Annotated in this window: 20 protein-coding genes and 1 riboswitch; of the genes, 10 read left to right on the forward strand and 10 right to left on the reverse strand. The window is 43.2% G+C overall.

What is annotated here, in order from left to right; translation table 11 throughout:
- Nucleotides 1–15: 15 nt before the first annotated feature.
- The 5 genes from GWK51_RS08060 to GWK51_RS08080 form a co-directional block, all read right to left on the reverse strand.
- Entirely contained in the window at nt 16–1,461 is a 1,446-nt protein-coding gene (locus GWK51_RS08060) for a protein adenylyltransferase SelO (RefSeq protein ID WP_161933310.1), read from the reverse strand.
- A 107-nt stretch (nt 1,462–1,568) separates the two neighbouring features.
- Entirely contained in the window at nt 1,569–2,735 is a 1,167-nt protein-coding gene (locus GWK51_RS08065) for a fatty acid desaturase (RefSeq protein WP_100240631.1), read from the reverse strand.
- Nucleotides 2,736–3,027: 292 nt separating this feature from the next.
- Nucleotides 3,028–3,747, reverse strand: coding sequence for a glycerophosphodiester phosphodiesterase (locus GWK51_RS08070; protein WP_161933311.1), 720 nt, complete (start codon nt 3,745–3,747; stop codon nt 3,028–3,030).
- A gap of 215 nt (nt 3,748–3,962) precedes the next feature.
- A complete protein-coding gene (locus tag GWK51_RS08075) occupies nt 3,963–4,541 on the reverse strand; it encodes a cob(I)yrinic acid a,c-diamide adenosyltransferase (RefSeq protein ID WP_100240633.1) in 579 nt (192 codons plus the stop codon).
- A gap of 95 nt (nt 4,542–4,636) precedes the next feature.
- Nucleotides 4,637–6,478: a TonB-dependent receptor plug domain-containing protein gene (locus GWK51_RS08080; RefSeq protein ID WP_161933312.1), complete on the reverse strand. Its 1,842-nt coding sequence runs from the start codon at nt 6,476–6,478 to the stop codon at nt 4,637–4,639.
- A gap of 35 nt (nt 6,479–6,513) precedes the next feature.
- Nucleotides 6,514–6,718, reverse strand: a riboswitch (cobalamin riboswitch).
- Nucleotides 6,719–6,862: 144 nt separating this feature from the next.
- Here GWK51_RS08080 and GWK51_RS08085 point away from each other — a divergent pair.
- From GWK51_RS08085 to GWK51_RS08100, 4 genes are all read left to right on the forward strand, one after another.
- Nucleotides 6,863–7,504, forward strand: coding sequence for a phosphoribosylanthranilate isomerase (locus GWK51_RS08085; protein ID WP_161933313.1), 642 nt, complete (start codon nt 6,863–6,865; stop codon nt 7,502–7,504).
- Nucleotides 7,488–8,717: a tryptophan synthase subunit beta gene (gene trpB, locus GWK51_RS08090; RefSeq protein WP_161933314.1), complete on the forward strand. Its 1,230-nt coding sequence runs from the start codon at nt 7,488–7,490 to the stop codon at nt 8,715–8,717. Before GWK51_RS08085 ends, trpB begins: the two co-directional genes overlap by 17 nt.
- Before the next feature lie 245 nt (nt 8,718–8,962).
- Nucleotides 8,963–9,478, forward strand: coding sequence for a DUF1543 domain-containing protein (locus GWK51_RS08095; protein ID WP_161933315.1), 516 nt, complete (start codon nt 8,963–8,965; stop codon nt 9,476–9,478).
- Nucleotides 9,479–9,646: 168 nt separating this feature from the next.
- Entirely contained in the window at nt 9,647–10,639 is a 993-nt protein-coding gene (locus tag GWK51_RS08100) for a DUF2804 domain-containing protein (RefSeq protein WP_161933316.1), read from the forward strand.
- A gap of 73 nt (nt 10,640–10,712) precedes the next feature.
- On the opposite strand, the gene GWK51_RS08105 is transcribed toward GWK51_RS08100, so the two are convergent.
- A complete protein-coding gene (locus tag GWK51_RS08105) occupies nt 10,713–11,597 on the reverse strand; it encodes a metal-dependent hydrolase (RefSeq protein WP_161933317.1) in 885 nt (294 codons plus the stop codon).
- A gap of 137 nt (nt 11,598–11,734) precedes the next feature.
- On the opposite strand from GWK51_RS08105, the gene GWK51_RS08110 reads away from it, so the two are divergent.
- On the forward strand, nt 11,735–12,769 hold the full coding sequence (locus GWK51_RS08110) for an AraC family transcriptional regulator (RefSeq protein ID WP_161933318.1): 1,035 nt from the start codon (nt 11,735–11,737) through the stop codon (nt 12,767–12,769).
- A gap of 59 nt (nt 12,770–12,828) precedes the next feature.
- Here GWK51_RS08110 and GWK51_RS08115 read toward each other — a convergent pair whose 3' ends face one another.
- On the reverse strand, nt 12,829–14,166 hold the full coding sequence (locus GWK51_RS08115) for a Na+/H+ antiporter NhaC family protein (protein ID WP_161933319.1): 1,338 nt from the start codon (nt 14,164–14,166) through the stop codon (nt 12,829–12,831).
- A gap of 362 nt (nt 14,167–14,528) precedes the next feature.
- On the opposite strand from GWK51_RS08115, the gene trpA reads away from it, so the two are divergent.
- From trpA to GWK51_RS08135, 4 genes are read left to right on the forward strand one after another with little or no spacing between them, the layout of a single operon-like run.
- The gene (gene trpA, locus GWK51_RS08120) at nt 14,529–15,332 is read left to right on the forward strand and encodes a tryptophan synthase subunit alpha (protein ID WP_100240642.1); all 804 of its coding nucleotides are present in this window, start codon (nt 14,529–14,531) and stop codon (nt 15,330–15,332) included.
- On the forward strand, nt 15,329–16,225 hold the full coding sequence (gene accD / locus GWK51_RS08125) for an acetyl-CoA carboxylase, carboxyltransferase subunit beta (protein WP_100240643.1): 897 nt from the start codon (nt 15,329–15,331) through the stop codon (nt 16,223–16,225). The genes trpA and accD overlap by 4 nt, the downstream gene beginning before the upstream one ends.
- Nucleotides 16,222–17,508 carry a bifunctional tetrahydrofolate synthase/dihydrofolate synthase gene (folC, locus tag GWK51_RS08130; protein ID WP_161933320.1) on the forward strand — a complete coding sequence of 429 codons (1,287 nt, stop codon included), beginning with the start codon at nt 16,222–16,224 and terminating at the stop codon, nt 17,506–17,508. The genes accD and folC overlap by 4 nt, the downstream gene beginning before the upstream one ends.
- Nucleotides 17,499–18,527: an SPOR domain-containing protein gene (locus tag GWK51_RS08135; protein ID WP_407925969.1), complete on the forward strand. Its 1,029-nt coding sequence runs from the start codon at nt 17,499–17,501 to the stop codon at nt 18,525–18,527. Before folC ends, GWK51_RS08135 begins: the two co-directional genes overlap by 10 nt.
- Nucleotides 18,528–18,544: 17 nt before the next feature.
- On the opposite strand, the gene GWK51_RS08140 is transcribed toward GWK51_RS08135, so the two are convergent.
- From GWK51_RS08140 to GWK51_RS08150, 3 genes are all read right to left on the reverse strand, one after another.
- Nucleotides 18,545–19,135, reverse strand: a complete 591-nt coding sequence (locus tag GWK51_RS08140; protein ID WP_171519156.1) for a dual specificity protein phosphatase family protein — start codon at nt 19,133–19,135, stop codon at nt 18,545–18,547.
- Nucleotides 19,132–19,944, reverse strand: coding sequence for an MBL fold metallo-hydrolase (locus GWK51_RS08145; protein WP_161933322.1), 813 nt, complete (start codon nt 19,942–19,944; stop codon nt 19,132–19,134). Before GWK51_RS08145 ends, GWK51_RS08140 begins: the two co-directional genes overlap by 4 nt.
- A 138-nt stretch (nt 19,945–20,082) precedes the next feature.
- Nucleotides 20,083–20,724, reverse strand: a complete 642-nt coding sequence (locus GWK51_RS08150; RefSeq protein WP_161933323.1) for a peroxiredoxin — start codon at nt 20,722–20,724, stop codon at nt 20,083–20,085.
- Nucleotides 20,725–21,058: 334 nt separating this feature from the next.
- Between GWK51_RS08150 and secA the strand changes: the two genes are divergently transcribed.
- On the forward strand, nt 21,059–23,791 hold the full coding sequence (gene secA, locus GWK51_RS08155) for a preprotein translocase subunit SecA (protein ID WP_161933324.1): 2,733 nt from the start codon (nt 21,059–21,061) through the stop codon (nt 23,789–23,791).
- Nucleotides 23,792–23,809: the final 18 nt, after the last annotated feature.

Raw genomic sequence — 23,809 nt, forward strand, 5'->3', positions numbered from 1 at the left:
GAGGAAATCGACAATTTAAGAAGAACAACTGACCATTACTTCGGGCACATCATTGGGTAATGGACCTAAATCTTCAGCGCACTCCACATCAGGCTGTTTTGTAAATGGCTGGCTGAGCAAGCTGAATAAGCGATCCACCTCTGAAAAGTCATTACGTTCAGCCAGTTCAATCGCACGTTGCGCCATGTGATTGCGCAAAATATAGTGAGGGTTGGCGTGCTGCATGGCTTGATCTAATGCGGCTTGGTCTTGATGTTCCCGAATCGATTGATATTGCTGCAAGAACTGCTCGAACTGACGTCGATCAAGACAGTCGTCCAAGAGCGGTTGATATTCTTTATTTTGCAGACGAATAAAGCTTTGGGTGTAGTCCAGTTGTTCAGATTGCAAAATTCTTAAGAAGAGCATGCCACAATCAAAACTCTCTTGATGAAAATCAGGCAAGCCCATTTTTTGACAAAGCCCTAAACGGTAATGTTCGAGAAAGGTCGGCTCATAATGGCTTAAGCTGGCGGTCAAATCTTCTTTCCATTGCTCTTTTTCATAACCTTCAGGGATCAAAGGCATTAAATTGTTGAGCCAGATCCATAAGTTCCAATGCCCGATACTCGGTTGCTGCTGATAGGTATAGCGACCTTGATAATCGGAATGGTTGTTAATCCAATTCGGGCGGAAACGCTCCATAAAGCCGTATGGACCGAAATCCAGAGTGGAACCTGTGATATTCAAGTTATCGGTGTTCATAACACCATGCGCAAAACCGACCAACTGCCATTTGGCAATCATGATTGCAGTCCGTTGCACGACTTGCGTTGCAAAAGCCAAGATCGGCTGTTCTGCGTTTAGGCATTCAGGATAATGCCATTCAATACATTTTTGGGTAAAGTCAGCCAACAGGTCAGATTGGTACTGATTAATCCACTCAAAATGCCCCAAGCGAATATGGCAGTCGGATGTCCTGAGGAGCATTGCACCAAGTTCTAATTTTTCACGTTGGACACCTTGGGTTGATGAGGTGAATCCGACAGCATTACTGGAAGGGATGCCGAGTGCATTTAAGGCATGTCCTGCCAAATACTCACGAATGACCGAGCGTAGAACCGCACGTCCGTCTCCCATGCGTGAATACGGGGTTTGACCTGCACCCTTTAAATGTAAATCAATGGTCTGTTGCTTTTTATCTAAGATTTGTGCAATCAGTAAGCCACGACCATCGCCAAGTTGTCCTGCCCATTGTCCAAATTGATGCCCGGCATAGACCATGGCAAGTGGCGGAAATTCAGTAAATGTTCGTTGTCCACTACAGATTTCCACCCAAGCGGCTTGTTCTTCAGTACTCCATTGCAGTTCTTCAGCCAATGCTTGATTGAAATGCCCAGCTTTCGCGCCCACAAGAGGAAGTGGCATTTGCTGATGGTAAAGTTTCGGACTGAGGGTGGGGTAGCGTGAATTGAACAACATAAGATGGGATCTGGCGATTAGACTCTGCCCACTATAACAAAATCATCAGCTAAAAATGAATAAAGCTTCCAAATGGAAGCTTTATTCATGGCATACAGCGCTGAGGGTTATTCAGAAACTGCATTCTTTTTGATGTTGCGCATCAAGGTTTTTAAAGTTTCACGATGCTGACCTAAACGTTGTTCCACTGATTGGAAGTCCGCTTTTAGTTTATGGTCCATCTGATGAATTTTTTCAGCCACTGATGCTTTCTTGGCTTGAATTTCCTGTTCTTTCAGTTTTGCCCAGTCGTTTAATGTATGGGTAAATGCTTCATATTCTTGCGCAATACGCTGTTTTGCATGGGCAATATCTTCATTAACATTTAGACCATATACAGCCAAATCTTGCTCAGCATATTTAAACTTCATCGCAAGTTCCGCTTTTTTAATATTAAAGCTTGGAATACGACGTAAGTTCTTCGCTAAACCGAGTTTTGAACATGACCAAATTAACCATTTGGTTGGGTCATATTGCCACCATTTCACCCCATTACGGTAATCGTATTGGAAAATATGGTGATAGTTGTGATAACCCTCACCCCAAGTTGCAATTGCAAGCAAGAAGTTGTCACGCGCGGTATTTTCGTCAGTATAAGGACGTTTGCCCCACATATGACAAAGCGAGTTAATAAAGAAAGTTACGTGATGGCTGAGGATTAAACGAACCAATCCACCCAATAACACCACGCCCCACATATCACCGACAGCCCAGCCAATCGGTAACAAAATACCGGTATGCACCAAGATCACCAATGGTACATAGTACTTGTGCTGGAACATGACCAGTTTGTCATTTAACAAGTCTGGTGCATTTTTATAATTTGGTTCTGCTGCTGGATAATCACGTAACATCCACCCGATGTGGGCAAACCAAAAGCCTTTATTAATTGAATATGGGTCTTTTTCTACATCATCCACATGGCGGTGATGGGTGCGGTGACCAGAAGACCAGAATAAAATACTGTTCTGAACAGCAAAAGTACCCATAATCATTAAAATGATTTTTAAAGGTAAAGTCGCTTCATAGGCACGGTGCGCCCATAAACGATGATAACCCGCAGTAATACCTAAACTACTTACACCCAATAACACAATCATACTAACCCAAGCGCTAGCGCTAAAATCATGATTCATGGCATACAGGGGAAGAGCGATAACCGCAACAATAGGTAAAAAAACTAGGGCAAAAACTGCAACCCAGTTAATTGGGGCTTGAGGTAGGGGAGGATTCATCTCCAACAGCACTCCTAGAAACCTTGGACAGGTTAAAATTGAGAACTTAAATCAATACAAATTGTAAGGATTAAGATTCTGGCATATTAGCATGAGCAACATTTGTACTCTAGCATTATTATACAGATGTATTGTACTAAACAGTAACAGAATAAGACTATGCCAAGATTGAATTTATCGTAATCAATCGGCTATTTTTATTGGTTGCTTGGTATATTTCTATTGTACTTTAGGTCAACTGCCATACTCGTCTCAAGTTTATACAAACTGTATTCTATACAAGAGTGTATTTTTAGCCCAGATCAAGCTGTTGCAGCATCATGGTCGGGAAGTCGGTAATCAAACCGTCAATACCACAGGCTTGTAAATGTTTGGCGCGTTCGACATCATTTACGGTCCAGACACTGACTTTTAATCCCGCTGCTTGCGTGGCTTGTATCATGGCATCCGTTGCCAATTGATTCATCCAACCGATACGGCTACAGCCCAATGATAAAGCTTGTTCAATGGCGTGTTCTTGAATATCGTCCTCAATTAAAAGTCCACGTTTAAATGGTGAGTTGGATTGCTGTAAGGCTTGATGAATTTTCAAATCAAAACTGGTGATGACCGCAGTGTGTTCAAAACCTGTCAAAGCCTGCTGCAAACTTTGAATCAGTCTTTCTGCCGCTGCCAGATCATTTACCGCTTTAACTTCAACTTCAAGATGCGAAAACTCACGTAGCACATTAAGGCTTTGTTCTAAGGTGGGTGTGACTTGATGTTGCCAATCCATCCAGATTGCTGCTTGGTTATAGTGAGCTAAGTCATCAACTGTACAGCTATACAGTTCACGGTCAATTGATGTTGTACGCAAAAAGTTATCGTCATGCATGACCACCAAGGTGTCATCTTTGAGTTGGCGGACATCAAATTCGACGGCACGAATGCCTAAGTCATGAAGATACTGGAAGCCTCCCAAAGTATTTTCAGGTGCTTCACCACGTGCGCCACGATGTCCGATAATCTGCATGTTTATCTGCCTTTATTTTTCAGTTTTGATGATGGAGTTGTGGATCTTTTCACAGTCTTGGATATTAAGGTTCAAGGATGATTTTAATCATTTCATCTGAAAATAGTTTTAAAAAAAAAGAAAAGCAGAGTAATAAAAATGCGTGCAAAGTTTTGGGTGCTTGGTTTCATCGAGGCTCAATCACTAAAATTCAGCCTCGATCATCTATACGCGTCTTAAATAGTATCGTTGATATTCTTTTGCCAAAGCACTTCGCTTCCGCCTTCAGCACGTTGCAATGTACGTGAAGCCACAAATAGCCAGTCAGAAAGTCGGTTTAATAATTGCAACGAGCTTGGCTGAATATTTTGGTCACGGTGATGAACAGACATTAAGCTGCGTTCAGCGCGACGGCAAACAGCACGTGCTTGATGGGCAAAACTGCAGGCTAATGTGCCTGAAGGCAAAATAAAGTCTTTGAGCATGGGTAAAGCTTCATTCATGCGATCAATTTCTTGTTCGAGGTATTCAACAGAAATGGGTTGTACCAAGTGATAGTTGGGAATACACACTTCACCGCCTAAGTCGAATAACCAGTGTTGAATCAGACTTAAGCTTTTATCCCATGCGGATTGTTCTGCAATATCACTTTGACTAATCTGCGCGCGTAAGATGCCAATGCATGCATTGAGTTCATCTACATCGCCCAATGCAATAATGCGTAAATCATCTTTAGCGACACGTGAACCATCGCCAAGACCAGTCGTGCCTGAATCGCCTGTACGGGTATAAATTTTACTTAAACGGTGGCCCATAACTTTTCCTTAGGTTGAAATGAAAAAAAGGATAATGCCGGTCAAAACATTATCCATAAACTGCGCTGTTTTATATATTTTTTTAAAGCTGAGAATTAATAACGGAAAGTTACCCCAGCTGAAGCAAGGCGACCGCCATTGATATAGTAACTACCACTGCCATAAGCTGTACGATAGTTGCTATCGCCTACATTCTGGATATTGGCAAATACTTTGATAGCGTTACTAAGATTATAATAGCCATTCATATCAACTCTTAAGTGTCCAGGAACAGTAATATCATCATAGGCACTATTATCGTATGAACTACTCGCCATCAAGGTGGTTGAGAAGCCAAATTTACTGTCTTGCCATCCTGTGGTCAGGGTCGCATTTTGACGTGGGCGACGACTTAAATCTTCATCAGTTTTATCATTTTTGGCACGGACATAGTTATAACCTACATTCACATACAGATTCTCACCTTGCCATTTTAGATAAATTTCGCTGCCTTCAAATGTCGCTTGGTCAATATTTTGGAAGATATACCCTGTAACGCTAGTTGCATCAATTAAGTTTTCAACTTCGGTGCGATACAAAGAAATACCTGTGCTAAAACCATGGTTGAGGTTCTGATCTAAACCAATTTCATAAGATGTGCTTTCCTCGGGTTTTAAATCAGGATTTCCGTAAGCACTATATAGTTCGTTCAATGTTGGTGAGCGGAAAGCTGTGCCAATATTGGTGTAAATGCTGGTTAAAGGAAATAGCTGATAACGAGCAGCAATTTGTCCAATGGTGTGCGTGCCATATTTCTCATTATCTTCTACACGAATGCCAGCTTGAGTATTTAAACCATTAGCATTGTATTGATGTTGTAGATAATAACCTTGCGAATCTACATCTGCAGCATATGGACTACCCCAAGAAATCACATCGCCATCAATATTTTGATAAGTAGTACCTAATAAAATATTTTGTGAAGGTGTGAACTGCCATTTACCATAGAGTTCAGCTTCTTGTGTAGTGCTATGGACGAAGTCATATGTCCCGAGATAATTTAGATCATTTTGATCAATATCATCTTTAAATTGTGATACGCGGGCATTCACTTCAACACTAGGAGCAAGATTGACACGCCCTTTGATGTTTACAATTTCATTTTTGAAATCTTGATTAGCAACTGCACCATAATTGTCGTATTGGGAATTCCCTTCGTTCTCACTGTAGTCGAGTGAGAGCGCATATTTTTCTTTTTCTACACCAAATTTTGCCGAATAACCAGTTTGATCAAAAGCTGCATCAGGTGCATTTTTACTGTCTTTTACAGGCGTACCATCGGTTTCCAAATGTTGACCACGGATTTGTGCGTAGAAACCATTTTCAGCGAGATCAGCACCAACAAGTGTTTTATAAGTTGAATTTTCACCAATCTCACCTGTCACGAATGCGCTATTCTTTTCTGGTGTTTTTGAGACGAGTTGGACTACACCACCAATTGCATCGGTGCCATAAAGTACAGAGGCAGGACCTTTGAGGACTTCAATTTGTTGAATATCGGTAGTGTCGATAAATGGTAGTGAAGCTGTGCCTGTAGTGGCAGAATTTAGTCGTACACCATCACGTAGAATCAATGTTTGATTTGAGTTAGTACCACGTAGAAAAATTGATGCAGTTTGACCATAACCACCGCTTTGTACCATATTAATGGCTGCATCAGTCATCAATAGATCGGGTAAAGAGGCAATTGGAGATTGTTCAATAATTTGCGGTTCAATAATGGATATACGCGCAGGTACATCTTTAATTTTTTCTTCAGAACGTGTCGCTGTAACGACCAAAGTGTCTAAAGATGCATTAACAACATTGGAACTATCTTGTGCAGATACAGACGTAGAGAAACCCATCGCAATCGCGATTGCGCCCACTAAAGCAGTAGGCTGAAATAAATTTGACATGTTTGCTCCATACATTCACCCCCCGTGAATGATTGAGTTAAACGGCACAATAAGCAGGTCTCCGGACTCAAATATAAATATTGCGAACAATATTGGTATACCCATCTTCCCACACGAGTGCAGTGATGTAAGTGCAAACTTATAAAGGTATACGTTTCGTTTTACCGTTGCGGGGGCAGTGTTGGATTCGCACCAACTTCCCTAAAGCATATCGCTATGACTTATTGCATTTGGGCGCAGTATAAGGTTTGTACGCGAATTAAACAATCTATGTAAAGAATATTCGGGATGAACTTTACTCAAGAGAAAAGAATTGCATTACAATGATTCGCCCCGATATTCATAGACAGGCTATGAATTTGGTCAAGTAAGAGCTGAAATTGTATGCGAACCCGTGCCAAAATTTGTGGAATTACCCGTGTTGAAGATGTTCAGTCTGTAGTACAGTCAGGGGCGGATGCAATTGGCTTGGTTTTTTATCCTCCAAGTCCACGCCATGTCAGCATTGAGCAAGCACAAATTTTGGTAAAAAACATTCCTGCTTATGTACAGGTGGTCGGTTTATTTGTAAATGCGACAGCGGATGAGATAGCAGAGGTGTTAAAGCTGGTACCTTTGGATATGCTGCAATTTCATGGTGATGAAAGTCCTGAAGAATGTCAGGCTATTGCTCAGCATACGGCACGTCGCTGGTATAAAGCGATTCAGGTCAAACCAGATTTAGATGTGATTGCTTGCATTAAAAAATATCAAGATGCAGGTGCAAGCGCAGTATTATTGGATGCTTGGCATCCTGAACTGAAAGGTGGAACGGGACACAGCTTTGACTGGACCCAGTTTCCGCAACTCGATATTCCTTTAATTTTGGCGGGTGGTTTAAAACCTGACAATATTGAAGAAGCAATACAAACAGCACAGCCTTTTGCTGTAGATGTTAGTGGCGGTGTAGAGTCCGCAAAAGGTATTAAAGACCAACAACTCATACAACGATTTATGCAAGGAGTCCAACGTGGATCAGCAAAATAATGTGATTGACTATACCCAATTCCCTGATGCAAAAGGGCATTTCGGTATCCATGGCGGACGTTTTGTGTCAGAAACTCTAATGGCAGCATTAGAGGATTTAGAAAAGCTCTATTTCCGTATGAAAGATGATGAGCAATTTCTGGCAGAATTCGACCGTGATCTCGCCTACTATGTAGGTCGTCCTAGTCCTTTATATTATGCTGAGCGATGGTCGAAAGAGTTGGGTGGTGCGCAAATTTATTTAAAACGTGAAGACTTGAATCATACAGGTTCACATAAAGTAAATAACACCATTGGTCAGGCGTTGCTGGCTAAGCTTTCAGGTAAAAAACGCATTATTGCCGAAACAGGTGCAGGTCAGCATGGTGTAGCAACAGCAACCATCGCAGCACGTTTGGGTCTTGAATGTGTCGTATTCATGGGCGCAGAAGACGTGAAGCGTCAAGCCATGAACGTGTATCGTATGCGTTTATTGGGTGCAACCGTTGTGCCAGTAGAAAGTGGCTCAAAAACTCTGAAAGATGCCATGAACGAAGCGATGCGTGACTGGGTGACGAACGTCGATTCAACTTATTATGTGATTGGGACAGTGGCAGGACCACATCCGTATCCGCAATTGGTCCGTGACTTCCAATCAATTATTGGCCGTGAAGCACGCCGTCAAATTCAAGAGCAAGCGGGACGCTTACCTGATGCACTGGTGGCATGTGTCGGTGGTGGTTCCAATGCGATGGGCTTGTTCTACCCATTCTTGAATGATGCCGAAGTGAAAATGTACGGTGTAGAAGCCGCGGGTTATGGCATTGAAACGGGCAAGCACTCTGCACCATTAAATGCAGGCCATGTTGGTGTCTTACATGGTAACCGTACTTACTTGATGTCGGATGAACAAGGTCAGATTATTGAAACCCATTCAATTTCTGCGGGTCTGGATTATCCAGGTGTAGGTCCTGAACATAGCTTCCTGAAAGATATGCACCGTGTCGATTATGTGCCAATCAATGACCAAGAGGCGTTACAAGGCTTCCGTGATTTGACCAAGATTGAAGGGATTATTCCTGCACTGGAAAGCTCGCATGCGATGGCGTATGTCACGAAATTGGCGCCAACCATGGACAAAGATCAAATCATTATTGCGACCGTTTCTGGACGTGGTGATAAAGACTTGATGACCGTCGCGCGTATTGATGGTGTGGAAATGGTTGAGATGTAAGCTCAATCATTTAAAAAAGCATGGGCTAGACTCGTGCTTTTTTATGTCTGTAATTTGAGTTTATTGATCGCTAGGTAAAATTAAATAGAGTGAGAGCTATACAAGTACTTCTTTGTCTTATACTTTGACCTCAGTTCAACATCATAATTAATTCAATTTTATTCCATCAATACAAAATCCATCTCATATAAAAAGTGAAGTTTTGAGCTGGGCAGAACTAAAACCATTTATTCAGGAGTTATACCATGTCCCATTTATTTTTGGTGATGCTCGGTGGTCGCCATGCACGTGCCAATGCCGAAGTACATGATGTCGTGGCGGTATGTGGTGATTGCTTAGAAGATACATATCCACAATTAAGACAGGCATGGTTTGCTGAGCAAAAGGGCTTACATATTGATGCTTGGATGAAAATTAATAGTGTTGAATCCGAAGGGCAGTTTTATCAAGTCAGTTTTAGTTCGACTGCTCCAGAAGTGGATGCTCCCAAGTTGTTTTTGATTAATTTAGGGGGCTATGATGCCCGAGAATTTGGCGAATTGCATCGTTATCTATTGGTTGTCGCTCATGATGCCGCACAAGCAAAACAACGCGGTAAACAGTATTTTGATCACAACTGGCAAAAACCACATACGGACCGTGTGCTTGAAGTGGATGATTGTATTGCCTTGGAACAAGTCGAAAATCGCTATATTCATCTGACATTAACCAAGCGTCAAGAGAATGAGTGGCAAAACACCTATCTGTTATTAAATGATTAATAATTAACATTTTGTGTTGGCTATGCGATGCTGCCACATTTTTATGCTAACATGGCATGCATAAGAAATGATCGACAAATGCGGCCGAGAACATCGAGGGAAAGTCTGGGCAAAATGCGCTTTGTTGATTGCAACAGATCTTGCGATATCTGAAATGGAATTGAATAAATGGATTTAATTCAGTCGAATGGTCAGCCCCATTATGGTCGGTTTGATGCATTGCCGCGAAATATTGACGTTCAAAAATACCAATATAAAACGCCTTATGGTGACGTGCTGGATGGTTGGCGTAAACGCTTAAAATATAAAAAGTTTAAATTCTGTTCCATTCAACATGAGCATTACACCATAGGCGTAGCAATTGCCGATATTGCATGGGCGGGGCATGGCTTTGTCTATTTGTATAATCATCTGACGCAGGAAGTTCAGGAATGGAATGCAATTAACTTTCTGGCACGCAACACTTTGCTGGATGAACAGCCCTTATATAACCAAAGTTTTTTTCATAAATCGCCTTTTCAAATTGAAATGCAGCATGCCAATGGGGTGCGCTATATTCGCGTCACCAAGTACGGTGAAATCAAGCTAAATGCTCGTATTTTCTGTGCGGGGACACAACCACTCAGCATGTGCAGTCCGACAGGCATTAATGGTTGGACCTATACCCAAAAGCTGACCACACTCGGTTGTGAAGGTTATTTTGTTAATAAGCAGGGTGTAGTGGTGCAATTTCACGAGAAAACTTTTGCCTCTTTAGATGATACTTGCGGATTTTTACGCCCTGAAACAGCGTGGTTCTGGTTATCGTGTAATTTTTGGGATACGCATAATCAACGCATCGGATTGAATTTGGCTTCTGGCGTCAATGAAAGCTTTGGCAATGAGAACTGCTTGTGGGTGAATGGACAGCTGTTTCCATTGAGTGACATTTTATTTGAACATCTGGAAGATGAGCGTTGGAGTATTCGTTCTCTGGATCAGCGCTTAAATTTAACCGTCACCACGGGGTGGCGCCGTTATGAAAATCTGAATTTAAGATTGGTGGGCAGTCAGTTTAGCCAATGGCAGGCGCGTATTAGCGGAAGCATTCAATTGGATGATCAAGAAATTGTACTGCTTGATGAGTATGGCTTGTTAGAACAGCACTATGCCAAATGGTAATGAGATCGTCTCTTAGTCATGTCTAGGTTTGAGTTTAATACTCAACCTAGACATCAAACGCAGTATAGTGCTTTTATTTTTGACGTTGTGCTGCCTGCCAAAAAGCTTCACCAGCTTGAATCGGGTCATTGGTCTCGGCAAGCGTATTTACCCAGACATCATATTGACGAATAATCGGTTGCTGCGTAGGGTGAAAGTCTTTTTTAAACCAATCCATGTACTGTTTGCGAATACTGGTTAATGTGCCTTTCCGACCAAAGAACCATGGCAGCCCTTTTAAAATCATCTTCATGCGTTGCCAGCGACCAAAGCCATCATGAATGAGCATCACATTGGCACGGTACAGGGTAAAGCCGATCATCATCAGTGTGGTGAGAATAAGCGCCCAACGTCGCATTAGTTCTGAAACTTCACCAACTTGCTGCATCACATCATAAGCAACATCACGATGTTCCATCTCTTCAATGGCGTGCCAAGCCAGAAGTGCACGGACATAAGGGTGGGCGTGCTCTAAAGTCTCTTTCTTGCCATAAAACGTTTCTGCCATCAGTGCCGTCAAATGCTCTGCCGCCGCAGTCATGGCAATATTGTATTGCGGTGAACGTTCTTCCAGCTCAAATTTAAAGACACGGTTAATCCGTTGAATAAACTGATCTACAGGCATGCCTTGTTTACGCATGACCTGATTCATTTTTTCATGGGCAATACCATGTTGCGCTTCTTGACGAATGAAGGCGGCAACACGTTGTTCTAAGTCAGGATCTGTAATTTTGTCTCGAAATAAGCGTACCGATTGAATAAAGTAACGCTCGCCATCAGGAAAAGTCAGGCTGAGGGCGTCAAAGACTCGGGTTAAAAACGGATCATTGTTCATCCAGAAGCGTGGCACCTGATCCAATTTAAAATCGAACTCGGTACGAACGACGGGTTGAACCTGATTTCGGACGATTGTATTCATCTTTATTTGACTAATAGAACCTTTAATAAGTGCAAGTATGTCGGTGTTTGTCGGATAAGTTTTGACAGTACTTGCCATTTTTTATACATTTTATGCCATATCGAAAATAAAAAAATGTCAAATAGACAGGTAGAGCCATGTATACCCTACAAATCCCCAATGGCTTTTTTCACTTATGGCATAGCTATCTTAAATCACGTGATATAGATGGTTTTGCATTCCCATTCTCAGCTGTGCAAAAACAACAGCTTAATTATATTTTAGCACAACCGATTGATGCGCAATCATCTTACGTTTTATTTATAGATTTAATACAACAAACCGAACAACAACTCAACTGTCCACATCTGATTTTCGATATGGTGCAGCATGTTCAGCCTGAACATTTCGGAATCTTGGGCTATATCGCATCGAAAAGCACCAGTGTTGCGGAAGCCTTGCATTTTGTTCTGCGTTTTAACCGTCTGGTGATTGATGGGCAGGAAAGTGTGCCGATGCATCTGTCGCAAAAAGATCAAGTGATTCATCTGCATTGGGGATTTTCCCACAGTGGACATGTCTTGATTAATGAGATGACGGTGGCTGCCATGGTGCAACTGGCTCGGCAAATTTTTTCTTTCGAGCAGTTTTCATTAAAGAGTTTGTCTCTTGCCCATGCACCCCGTTGTGCGCGGTATCATTATCAGCGCTTTTATGGATGTGAGGTGTATTTTCATCAACCACGCTACGCCTTAGAGTTGAACCGCGAAAGTCTGTTATTGAAGTCACAGCAGCCAGATCCTTCTCTGAATCATCTCTTGTTGAAACACGCTGAAGAAGTCATTGCTACGAAGTCGGAACATATGAACTTAATGACACATTTACATACGCTGGTGGCTGAGTATTTGCTCTTTCATCAGGAGGTGCCCAAGCTGGAGTGGGTGGCACAGGAATTACATTTATCGGTCAGGACTTTGCAACGGCAGTTGAGTGAATTTGACAGCTCGTTCAAAAAAGTGATTGAGACTGAGCGGGTCAAGCGTTGCAATATTTTGCTGCAACAGAAAATTACGCTCAGCGAGATTGCCTTGGCACTCGGATATTCGGATCAATCTGCTTTGGCACGTGCCTATAAGGCTGCGACAGGGCAGACTTTGTTGACACGTCGCCAACAATACAAATTAAAAGGATAGCGCAGGAATCTACAATAAAAAAAAGCGGCTGATTCAGCCGCTATAAATATGATGTAATTTTAAGATGGTTTTTGATTCAATCGTGGATAGCGCAATGCGATGGCTAAAATGGCAAAAATCGCCAAGACCCAACAATAATAAATATGACCAATCAATTCGACAGGAGAGAGTTTGGCAATAGAGCACGCCAATAACAGTTGAGCGCCATAAGGGATGAGCCCTTGCACGACACACGAGAAGATATCCATGAGTGCGGCAACACGTTTCGGATCTAAGCCGTATTCTTGTGCCACTTCACGTGCCATATCGCCAGATAAAATAATCGCTACGGTATTATTGGCAACAAACAGGTTGGAGAAGACCACCAAGAAACTGACGCCAATTTCGCCTGCGCGCTGTTGTCCGACTTTGAGCAGGCGGGTCAGGCTATAAATCCGCTGAATCAGCCACTCTAAGCCACCTTCACGCTGCATGATGGCAGATAAGCCACCGAGTAGCATGGAGAGTAATGCCACCTCAAACATGCCGACAAAACCGTCATAAATAGAGGTGTTCAGCTTGAGTAAAGTGAAGTCTGCGTGCTGAAGAAGTCCAATAACGCCAGAAATCACAATGCCTAGAGTTAAAACTGCAAGTACATGCAGACGACTAAAGGCCAAGCAAAATACCGTCACATAAGGCAGAATCAGCCATAAGTCATAGTCATGATATTGAATGGCTTGTGAGTCTTTGCTCATCAAAATATAGACCAAAATGGTGATGATGGATGCAGGTCCCGCAATCCAGATGTTGACCCGAAACTTATCTCTTAACTGGACTTTCTGACTGCTGGTTGCGGCAATGGTGGTATCCGAAATCATGGAGAGATTATCACCAAACATGGCGCCACTGACCACAGCACCAATCGCCATCACGGTCTCAATATCCGTCACCTGCGCAAAGCCAAAGGCGATTGGGGCGCAGGCTGCAATGGTGCCCATCGAGGTGCCCATGGCAGTCGCAATAAAGGCTGAAATTACAAACAGCATTGGCAAAACAAAAGTAGGCGGAATCAGCGATAGCCCAAGTTGCACCGTTGCATCGACACTGCCAATGGCACTGCTGGTACTGGCAAATGCCCCTGCCAACATAAATACCATAAACATTAAGATGAGATTGGGATGGCTTGCTCCTTTGAGGAAGGTCTCAATCGCTTGGTTTAAGTGCCCTTTAAAGATCAGTACCGCAAGAATAACCGCAGGCAGAGCAGCCACAGGGGCTTTAATTTGATAAAAGGCAAACTCGGTGCCAATCAGGGAGTGATAAATTCCGCTACCCAGAAAGATAGCCAAAAAAACAATAAGGGGGAGTAGCGCAAGCGCTCGGGCTTGCACTTTGCCCTGTGGGTCGGAGGTCATAAAGTAAAGAAAACAGCGAATAAGTGAGCATAGTATAATGTAGCTTTTGCAATTTCTTAAAATTTAAAATGTAAAACCCGACCGAGGCATTGCTGCAGAAAAGAGGGAAGAGGCTTTATTTTTCTAAATAGAAGTAGATCTGCATAAAAGCCAAAATTAGGCATCTTTGATCATTGAGAAAACTCGCCAAATATTAGTAAATGTAGCTTTCGGGTTGTTCTGAATCATGTGATGTCGTATGAAATTCAAAGGAAGTGCATGAACTCTATTCAATGTGTAAAAAATAGCGTTACAATGCGTTGTCTTGTATTTCTACAAAACCAACTCCTCAGTTTTAAATAATTCAAGGAATGTACAACCCTATGTCACGTTTAGCCACTCGTTTTGGACAACTTAAATCTCAACAGCGTAAAGCGCTGGTTTCCTATGTGATGGCTGGAGATCCTCATCCACAAGTAACAGTACCTTTGTTGCATCAAATGGTTGAGGCGGGCGTAGATGTTATTGAGCTTGGACTACCATTTTCAGACCCTATGGCGGATGGTCCTGTCATCGCTTTAGCCGCAGAGCGTGCTTTGGCGGGTGGAACCAATACCCTAGATGCGTTGAACATGGTGAAAGAGTTCCGTCAAAAAGATCAGGAAACACCAGTGGTATTAATGGGATATTTAAATCCTGTTGAAGTGATTGGCTATGAAAAATTTGTAGCCTATGCCAATGAATGTGGTGTGGATGGCATCTTACTGGTCGATTTACCGCCAGAAGAAGCCCAAGCTCTAGATGATGTCCTGAAAAAGTACGAAATGGATCAAATTTTCTTACTTGCACCAACCTCTACCGACGAACGTATTCGTCACGTGGTGAAGCAAGCCAGCGGATTTATCTATTATGTATCTTTGAAAGGGGTAACTGGTGCAGCAACCTTAGATACGTCTGAAGCTGCAGCACGTATCCAAAAAATTAAAGCAGAGACGGATATCCCTGTTGGTGTCGGTTTTGGTATCAGCGATGCTGCTTCCGCGAAAGCGATGGGCGGTGTAGCGGATGCTGTGATTGTCGGCAGTGCATTTGTAAAACAATTTGCCAGCCTGGCACCAGAACAAGCCGTTGTTGAAACGGTTAATAAAGTCAAGGAGCTTCGAGCAGCGCTCGATGAGTTAGTATGAATCAAGAAGTGAAATCAGGGAAAATTCTTAGCCCATCGACACCGTGGACTGAACGTGGCGTTCCGGGTATTGAAGTTCCAGATGTGCAACAAGCACTTAAGGCAACACTGACCGAACCAACGGTTGAGTGCCCTGAATGTCATGCATTGGTGACACGCACAGCAATGACCTTTAATGCTTATGTTTGTCCACAGTGCGATGAACATTTACGCATGAAAGCGCGTGAACGTTTAACTTGGTTCTTTGACCAAGTAAAAACTGAATTGGGTCAAGAATTTGCAGCCAAAGATCCTTTGAAATTTGTGGATAGCAAACCTTACCCAGAGCGTATGGCTGAAGCACAAAAGAAAACGGGTGAAACCGAAGCCTTAGTCGTAATGCAAGGTACTTTAAAAGACGTTGCCATGACCGCATGTGCATTTGAATTCGACTTTATGGGCGGTTCAATGGGTACAGTTGTGGGTGATCGTTTTGTACAAGCGGCTGAACGCGCAATTGCATTAAAACAACCATTCATTTGCTTTGCAGCTTCTGGTGGTGCACGTATGCAAGAAGGCATGTTGTCTTTAATGCAAATGGCACGTACTTCTGCGGCAATTCAACGCGTAAAAGAAGCAGGCTTACCGTACATCGTGGTATTAACGCATCCTGTTTACGGTGGTGTTACTGCATCATTGGCAATGTTGGGTGACGTGCATATTGCAGAACCTAAAGCCATGATTGGTTTCGCAGGTAAACGTGTGATTGAGCAAACTGTACGTGAAAAATTGGAAGAACCGTTCCAACGTGCCGAATATCTGCTTGATCATGGCGTGGTCGATCAAATCGTTCATCGTCATGCATTACGTGATACTGTATATCGTATTGTGACTAAATTGATGAATTTACCTTGAACGATACCGCACCACTTGCACAAGATAATTTAGACACATGGCTCTCGTATTGGGGCCATGTTCACGTTACGGGGATTGATTTAGGCCTAGAGCGCGTCATTCCCGTGGCGGAAATGCTGGGCGTGACGCAACCCGACGCGAAAGTGATGACGGTTGCTGGCACCAATGGCAAAGGTTCAACCACGACGACCTTGGCGGCTATTTTGAATGCCCATGGCTACAAGGTTGGATTGTATCAGTCACCGCATATTTATCGTTTTAATGAGCGGGTTAAACTGGCAGGTCAGGAAGTTGATGACCAAAGTTTAATTGATGCTTTTGTGCAGGTGGATCAAGCCCGTCGTGCATGTGGTTTAAGTTTATCTTTCTTTGAAGCGACTACTTTGGCCGCTTTTTTGATTTTTAAGCAGCAAGCCTGTGATGTCTGGGTGCTGGAAGTCGGTTTAGGCGGTCGTCTGGATGTGGTCAATGTGATTGATCCTGATGTGGCCGTCATCACCAATATTGGTTTAGACCATACCGATTGGTTGGGGGACACCATTGAAAAAATTGCTTATGAAAAAGCAGGTATTATTCGCCCCAATATTCCTGTGATTTTTGGTGGCTTACAAAGCTTGCCAGAAGCCATTGCGAAAAAAGCACAAGAATGCAATGCACCGTTATTTGCCGCAGAACGTGATTATTTTTATCAAGCCAGCGACGATGGTCAGCACTGGATGTTTGCTTCTTCAGGGACAACCCTCACCTTACCCTTAGGCCGTTTAGCGCTGGAAAATATTTCCACTGCTGTTGCAGCGATATTGGTCAGTGGTCTTGAAATTCGACAAGAAGCGATTGCGCAAGGGATTCAGCAAGCCCAGCTACAAGGTCGTTTTGAAGTTCGCCAGATTGCCGATAAAACCGTGATTTTCGATGCGGGACACAATCCACATGGCGTTGAATTTTTGTTAAAGCAATTGCGTAATTTCTTAAAATACAATACACAATACACAGAAGTTGTCGCTGTTTTTTCGATGCTGGCCGATAAAGATATTAAATCTGTAGTTGAGTCATTGAAAAATAATGTTTTAATGTGGAAAATTGCACCATTAAGCGTGCCGCGTGCGGCTGAAATGGCGCAGCTCGATGACGCATTACAACATCAGGCTGTACAACATTTCACTAATGTTCAATTAGCTTTTCAATCAGCTCTTGATGAATCTAAAAATAATCAGCTGATTTTGGTATGTGGGTCATTCCATACCTTGGAAGCGGTCTGGGAGTATTTGGAAGAATGTCAATGAATAACAGACAACGCTGGATGGGTGGTGTTGTTTTACTGGGTGGTGGCGTTTTATTGGCAGCCTTACTTCTGAAAGGTAAAGAAGAAATACATCAAAATAATATTAAGCAAACCGAACTGGTTGAACACGTTCAGCAACAAAATGCAAAACCTGATAGTGGCATGGTGCAACTGCAAGGTTTAACCGTCGATGTTGAAACCGAAAAGCGGTTACTGGAAGAGCAACGACGTGCCCGTGAAAAAGCGGTTGCGGAACAAGAAGCACGCGCAGCCGAATTTTTAGCACAACAACAGCAGGCAGAAGCCGATGCTGCACGCAAAGCGGCTGAAGAATATGCAGCCTTAAATGCAGCACGTGCAGGTGCGCAGCAAAGTTCTGACAACATTCCGCCAGAATTGGTTGAAGATGAAAAAGCCAAACAAAAGCGCTTGGCGGAGGAAAAGCTGGCTGCGCAAAAGAAGCTAGATCAGCAGAAGTCGCAACAACAGGCTGAAGCTGATAAAAAATTGAGTGAAGAGCGTCGTAAGGCAGAAGCACAACGCAAAGCTGAGGATGAACGTAAAGCCCAAGCTCAAGCTGCTGAAGAGAAAAAGCAACGTGAAGCAGAAGCGCAACGTAAACTTGAAGCGCAGCGTAAAGCGGATCAAGAACGTCAAGCTGCTGCCAAGGCTGCTGAAGAAAAGAAATTACGTGAAGCAGAAGCCAAACGTAAAGAAGATGCCAAAAAGAAAGCTGAAGCGGATAAAGCGCGCGACTTGCTTGAAAATGGCGATAAGCAGTGGATGGTGCAGGTGGCACTGGCTGCCAATGCTGCCAATGCGGACAGTGTCATTTCCAAGTTAAAGGCGAAAGGCTATAAAGTTGTACAAAGTCCAACCTCTAAAGGTATCCGTATTATGGTTGGACCTGCGAAAAGCCGTGATTTGGCAGATGTAACCCGTAAGAAGATTACTGCCGATGCTAGTTTAGGGATGAAGTCGGCATGGGTGATTGACTGGGTCCCTTTAGATCGTCGTTAATGGCTTGTTGTAATCATCTAAGATGGATTCGAGAGTTGCTCTTGAATCCATTTTACATTTTCAGGGCTAAATAAATTTTCAATGTTTTGCCAAATGGGATGGAAACCGTAGCCGCCATACTTCATTTCTTGCAAAGCCTGTTCAATACTCCATTGCTCAAAGATAATGCGATACATGGCAATACTGGCACCTGTGCGATCAGAGCCGTGATAGCAATGAATCAGGACTTTTTGCTGTTGTGCTTTCGCCTGTTGAATTTGACGCATTACTGCCAATAAATCTTCCTGATCAATTGCCCAAGTATGAATTGGGATATGCACTAAATTAAAATTTTCTGCATCGAGATATTGCGGATCGTGATGCCGTGATCTTAAATTAATCACGACACCTATATCATGGGCTTTGAGTGCCGCTGACATTTCTGCACTGGGCTGTTCACTGCGAAAGACATCGGCACTGATTTGATAGAAATTGTCAGCCTGATTAAGCAAAGTGCCCCATTGTGTAGGTCGAGTTTCCGTCGGCAGTGCTGGCGTGGTCATGCAACCTGTCAAGTTGAATGTGCTGAGACAAAGGCTGCTATAGAGTAAAGTCAGTTTAATCTTCATGCGTATCGAGCCAATTCTACAGGGTCATGAGCACAGATGAGTTGTACTTCGGGATGGGTTTGCGAAAGGGTTTGCAGGCGCTTTAAGTTTTCTACACGTGCTTGGTTATCTTCGGCAAAAAACTGTTCCAGTTGGTTCAAGGCTCTAAGCGGATGCTGACCATCGAGTTGTAAATGCGAGTAATAGGCATCACCGCAAAAGAGTAGCCAGTTATCCTGATTGCGGACAGCAATACCACTATGTCCTGCGGTATGCCCTAACAGCGGCACCATCAGCAGTTCATTTTCAAACAAATCGAAGTTTTGAATATGCTTTAGGTTAAACCAGCTTTCTTCAGCAATTGGTTCAATGAAATTCCAATAGCGATGCTGTTGAAACTGTTTCACTTTATAGCGGGCTTTACGTTTGTAATGATTCAGGTTTTGCGTGGCATTGTATTCCGAAGACAACACATGCACCGTAGCGTGCGGAAAGTCTGAAATGCCGCCTGCATGATCAAAATCTAAATGTGAGATAAAAATATGTTGCACATCTTTCGGGCTAAATCCCAATTTCTGAATTTGTGCGATAGCCGTCAGTTCCAGATTGTTTTCTATTTTACCCAAACGCGCGATCATGCTGCCTAAACGAGCTTTGGTCTGAAGATGATCTTGAATGCCCAAGCCTGTATCAATCAGGACTAAACCGCGGTCAGTTTCCAGCAGTAAGCAATGACAGATCACTTGAGCATGCAAGCCTTTTTGCCCAAACAGTGGGCCGCAAACAGGGCACATGGTGCCACAATGTAAATGATGAATGTTATGAATCACAGTCGTTGTTCTTAAAATGGTCTGTTGTATTTATAACTGACTGTCGCTCAAATACCAAATACAACTTGGTAGAGATGTGGTAAGCATAAAAACCTGCCCGAAGACAGGTTTAACGTGGAGAATTTATTTACGGCTATCTTATTTTAGATTGGGTTGTGGGGTGAGGCGTAAATAAGGTTTGACCGCCGTATAACCTTGAGGGAAACGTTGTTTTAGTTCTGCTTCATCTTGCAAGGAAGGCACAATCACCACATCGTCACCCTGTGTCCAATTGGCAGGCGTTGCGACTTTATAATTATCCGTCAGTTGTAAGGAATCAATCACGCGTAAAATTTCATGAAAATTCCGTCCTGTGGATGCAGGGTAGGTAATGATTAAACGTACTTTCTTATTCGGGTCAATAATTACCAGAGAACGTACCGTCAAGGTTTCGCTGGCATTGGGGGGGATAAAGTCGTATAGGGTAGAGACCTTACGATCTTGATCGGCAATGATGGGGAAGTTGACGGTGGTATTTTGGGTTTCGTTAATATCATGAATCCAGCCATGATGGGAGTCGACATCATCAACAGAGAGGGCAATCGCTTTAACTCCGCGCTGTGCAAATTCATCTTGCAGTTTTGCGGTATAGCCCAGTTCAGTGGTACATACAGGGGTGTAGTCCGCAGGATGTGAAAATAAGATGCCCCAACTTTCACCGAGAAAATCGTAAAAGTTGATCGGACCGACACTAGAGTCTTGTTCAAAATTGGGGGCGATATCGCCTAAACGCAAAGCCATTGTTATTTACCTCAATATGTTGTGTATTTGATTTAAGTCAGACTATCGCGCAATTCTTTTGCTATGAAAAATAGCTTTTTTGCATTTGTTTATGCGGAAATGGAATAAGCAAAGTGGCTGGTGGTGTGAAAATATACGTTGATTCAAGATCAACGCTCTATATCGCCTGATCGAAATTTGCTACATTATTTCGCCTTAGGTCAGGGGTTAGAACCAGTGATCAGAATTTTTTTATTGGTTTTGTGCAAAACCCTTGTACTTCAAATTTCTAGCACCATAATAACGTCTGAGAAAAAATTTATTCATTGACAAGCAAGATTTAGAGAGTCTATTCATGTTGGCAAGTCTGATCGGAGGAATCTTCGGTACCAAAAATGAGCGCGAACTCAAACGCATGCGTAAAATCGTAGACAAGATTAATGCGCTCGAGCCGACGATATCTGCCCTAAGCGATGCAGACTTATCTGCAAAAACCGAAGAATTCAAACAACGTTATAACAAGGGTGAAAGCCTCGATAAATTATTGCCTGAAGCGTTTGCTGTCTGTCGTGAAGCCGCGAAACGTGTCATGGGTATGCGTCATTATGATGTACAGTTGATTGGTGGTATTACCCTGCATGAAGGTAAAATCGCTGAAATGCGTACTGGTGAAGGTAAAACCCTGATGGGTACACTGGCGTGTTATTTGAATGCACTGAGCGGTCAGGGTGTACATGTCATTACGGTCAATGACTACTTGGCGCAACGTGATGCCGAGTTAAACCGTCCGTTGTTCGAGTTCTTGGGTTTAAGCATTGGCATTATTTATTCCATGCAAAATCCAATGGAAAAAGCCGATGCTTACCGTGCCGACATTACTTACGGGACCAACAACGAATTTGGTTTTGACTACCTGCGCGATAACATGGTGTTTGCGCTGGCTGAGAAAAAACAACGTGGTTTGGTCTATGCCATTATCGATGAAGTCGACTCTATTTTAATTGATGAAGCACGTACCCCTTTGATTATCTCGGGTCAAAGCGATGACTCTTCTCAGTTGTATGCCGCGATCAATACTATTCCAGCAAAACTGCATGCGCAAAAAGAAGAAAAAGTGGCAGATGGCGGTCATTTCTGGATTGATGAAAAACAACGTTCAGTAGAAATGACTGAAGTGGGTTTCGAAACCGTTGAAAACGAATTGATTGAGATGGGCTTGTTGGCTGAAGGCGAGAGCCTGTATTCAGCATCAAACCTGAACTTGGTACATCACGTAACCGCTGCGATTCGTGCGCACTTCCTGTATCAACGTAATGTGCATTACATCATTCACGAAGGTGAAGTGATTATTGTCGATGAGAACACAGGTCGTACCATGCCTGGTCGCCGTTGGTCTGAAGGCTTGCATCAAGCGGTTGAAGCCAAAGAAGGCTTGGAAATTCAACCTGAAAACCAAACTTTGGCAACCACCACGTTCCAGAACTATTTCCGCTTATACAAAAAACTGTCAGGTATGACAGGTACCGCAGATACAGAAGCTGCGGAAATGAAAGAAATCTATGGTTTGGATGTGGTGATCATTCCAACGCACCGACCAATGATTCGTCAGGATCAAAACGATTTAATCTACTTGAATCGTAATGGTAAATACAACGCGATTATTCAAGAAATTCAACGCGTGCATGAAGCAGGTGTGGCACCGATTCTGATTGGTACGGCCACCATTGAAGCCTCTGAAATTCTGTCAGAAAAACTCAAAGAGGCAGGTATTCAGCATGAAGTGTTGAATGCGAAGCAACATGAGCGCGAAGCCGATATTATTGCCCAAGCAGGTTCGCCACGTGCAGTGACCATTGCAACCAACATGGCGGGTCGTGGTACGGATATTATTTTGGGTGGTAACTGGAAAGCCAAACTCGCCAAAATTGAAAATCCAACCCCAGAAGATGAAGCGCGTTTAAAACAAGAGTGGGAACAAAACCACGAAATGGTCCTCGATTCAGGCGGTTTACATATTATTGGTTCTGAACGTCATGAATCACGCCGTATCGATAACCAGTTGCGTGGTCGTGCGGGACGTCAGGGTGACCCTGGTGTTTCACGTTTCTATTTGTCTTTAGAAGATGATTTGATGCGTATCTTCGCAGGTGATCGTGTGGTTGCCATGATGCGTGCCATGGGCTTGCAAGAAGATGAAGCGATTGAACACAAAATGGTGTCACGCTCGATTGAAAATGCACAGCGTAAGGTAGAAGCACGTAACTTCGATATTCGTAAGAATCTCTTGAAATACGATGATGTCAACAACGAACAACGTAAGATTATTTACTCGCAACGAGATGATGTGCTTGCAGAAAACTCGCTGCAAGACTACATCGAAGAAATGCATCACGAAGTGATGAAAGCCGTGATTGCCAATTATATTCCACCTGAATCGATTCATGATCAGTGGGATATTGAAGGTCTTGAACGTGCTTTACGTGAAGAGTTTGCGGTGGATTTACCGATTGCACATTGGTTGGAAACCGAACGTCGTCTAGATGAAGAAGCGCTGGTTGATCGTATTACCGATGAGATCGTGACCCGTTACCGTTCACGTCGTGAACAAATGGGGGCTGAATCGGCTGCGATGCTTGAGCGCCATTTTGTCTTGAGTTCATTAGATCGCCATTGGAAAGATCATTTGGCTGCGATGGATTACTTGCGTCAAGGGATTCACTTACGTGGTTATGCGCAAAAGAACCCTGAACAGGAATACAAAAAAGAAGCCTTCAATTTATTCGTGAATATGTTGGCAGTGATCAAGACTGATGTCGTGACCGATTTGTCGCGTGTCCATGTGCCGACGCCAGAGGAGTTAGCGGCAATGGAAGCACAAAAACAAGCACAAGCTGAAGCTATGCAGTTAAATCTTTCGCATGACGAAGTGGATGGTCTAACAGGCGAAGTCACTTCACAAGCACCAGCAGAACACTACACCGGCTTTAGCCCAGCAGGAGAGCAAAATGTGGTGCCACCTGCAAGCCGTAATTCACCTTGCCCATGTGGTTCAGGTCTGAAATACAAGCAGTGTCACGGTAAAATTTAATTTTATCGAATGATGTCT

The sequence above is a fragment of the Acinetobacter kanungonis genome (assembly GCF_009939195.1).
Classification (GTDB): domain Bacteria; phylum Pseudomonadota; class Gammaproteobacteria; order Pseudomonadales; family Moraxellaceae; genus Acinetobacter; species Acinetobacter kanungonis.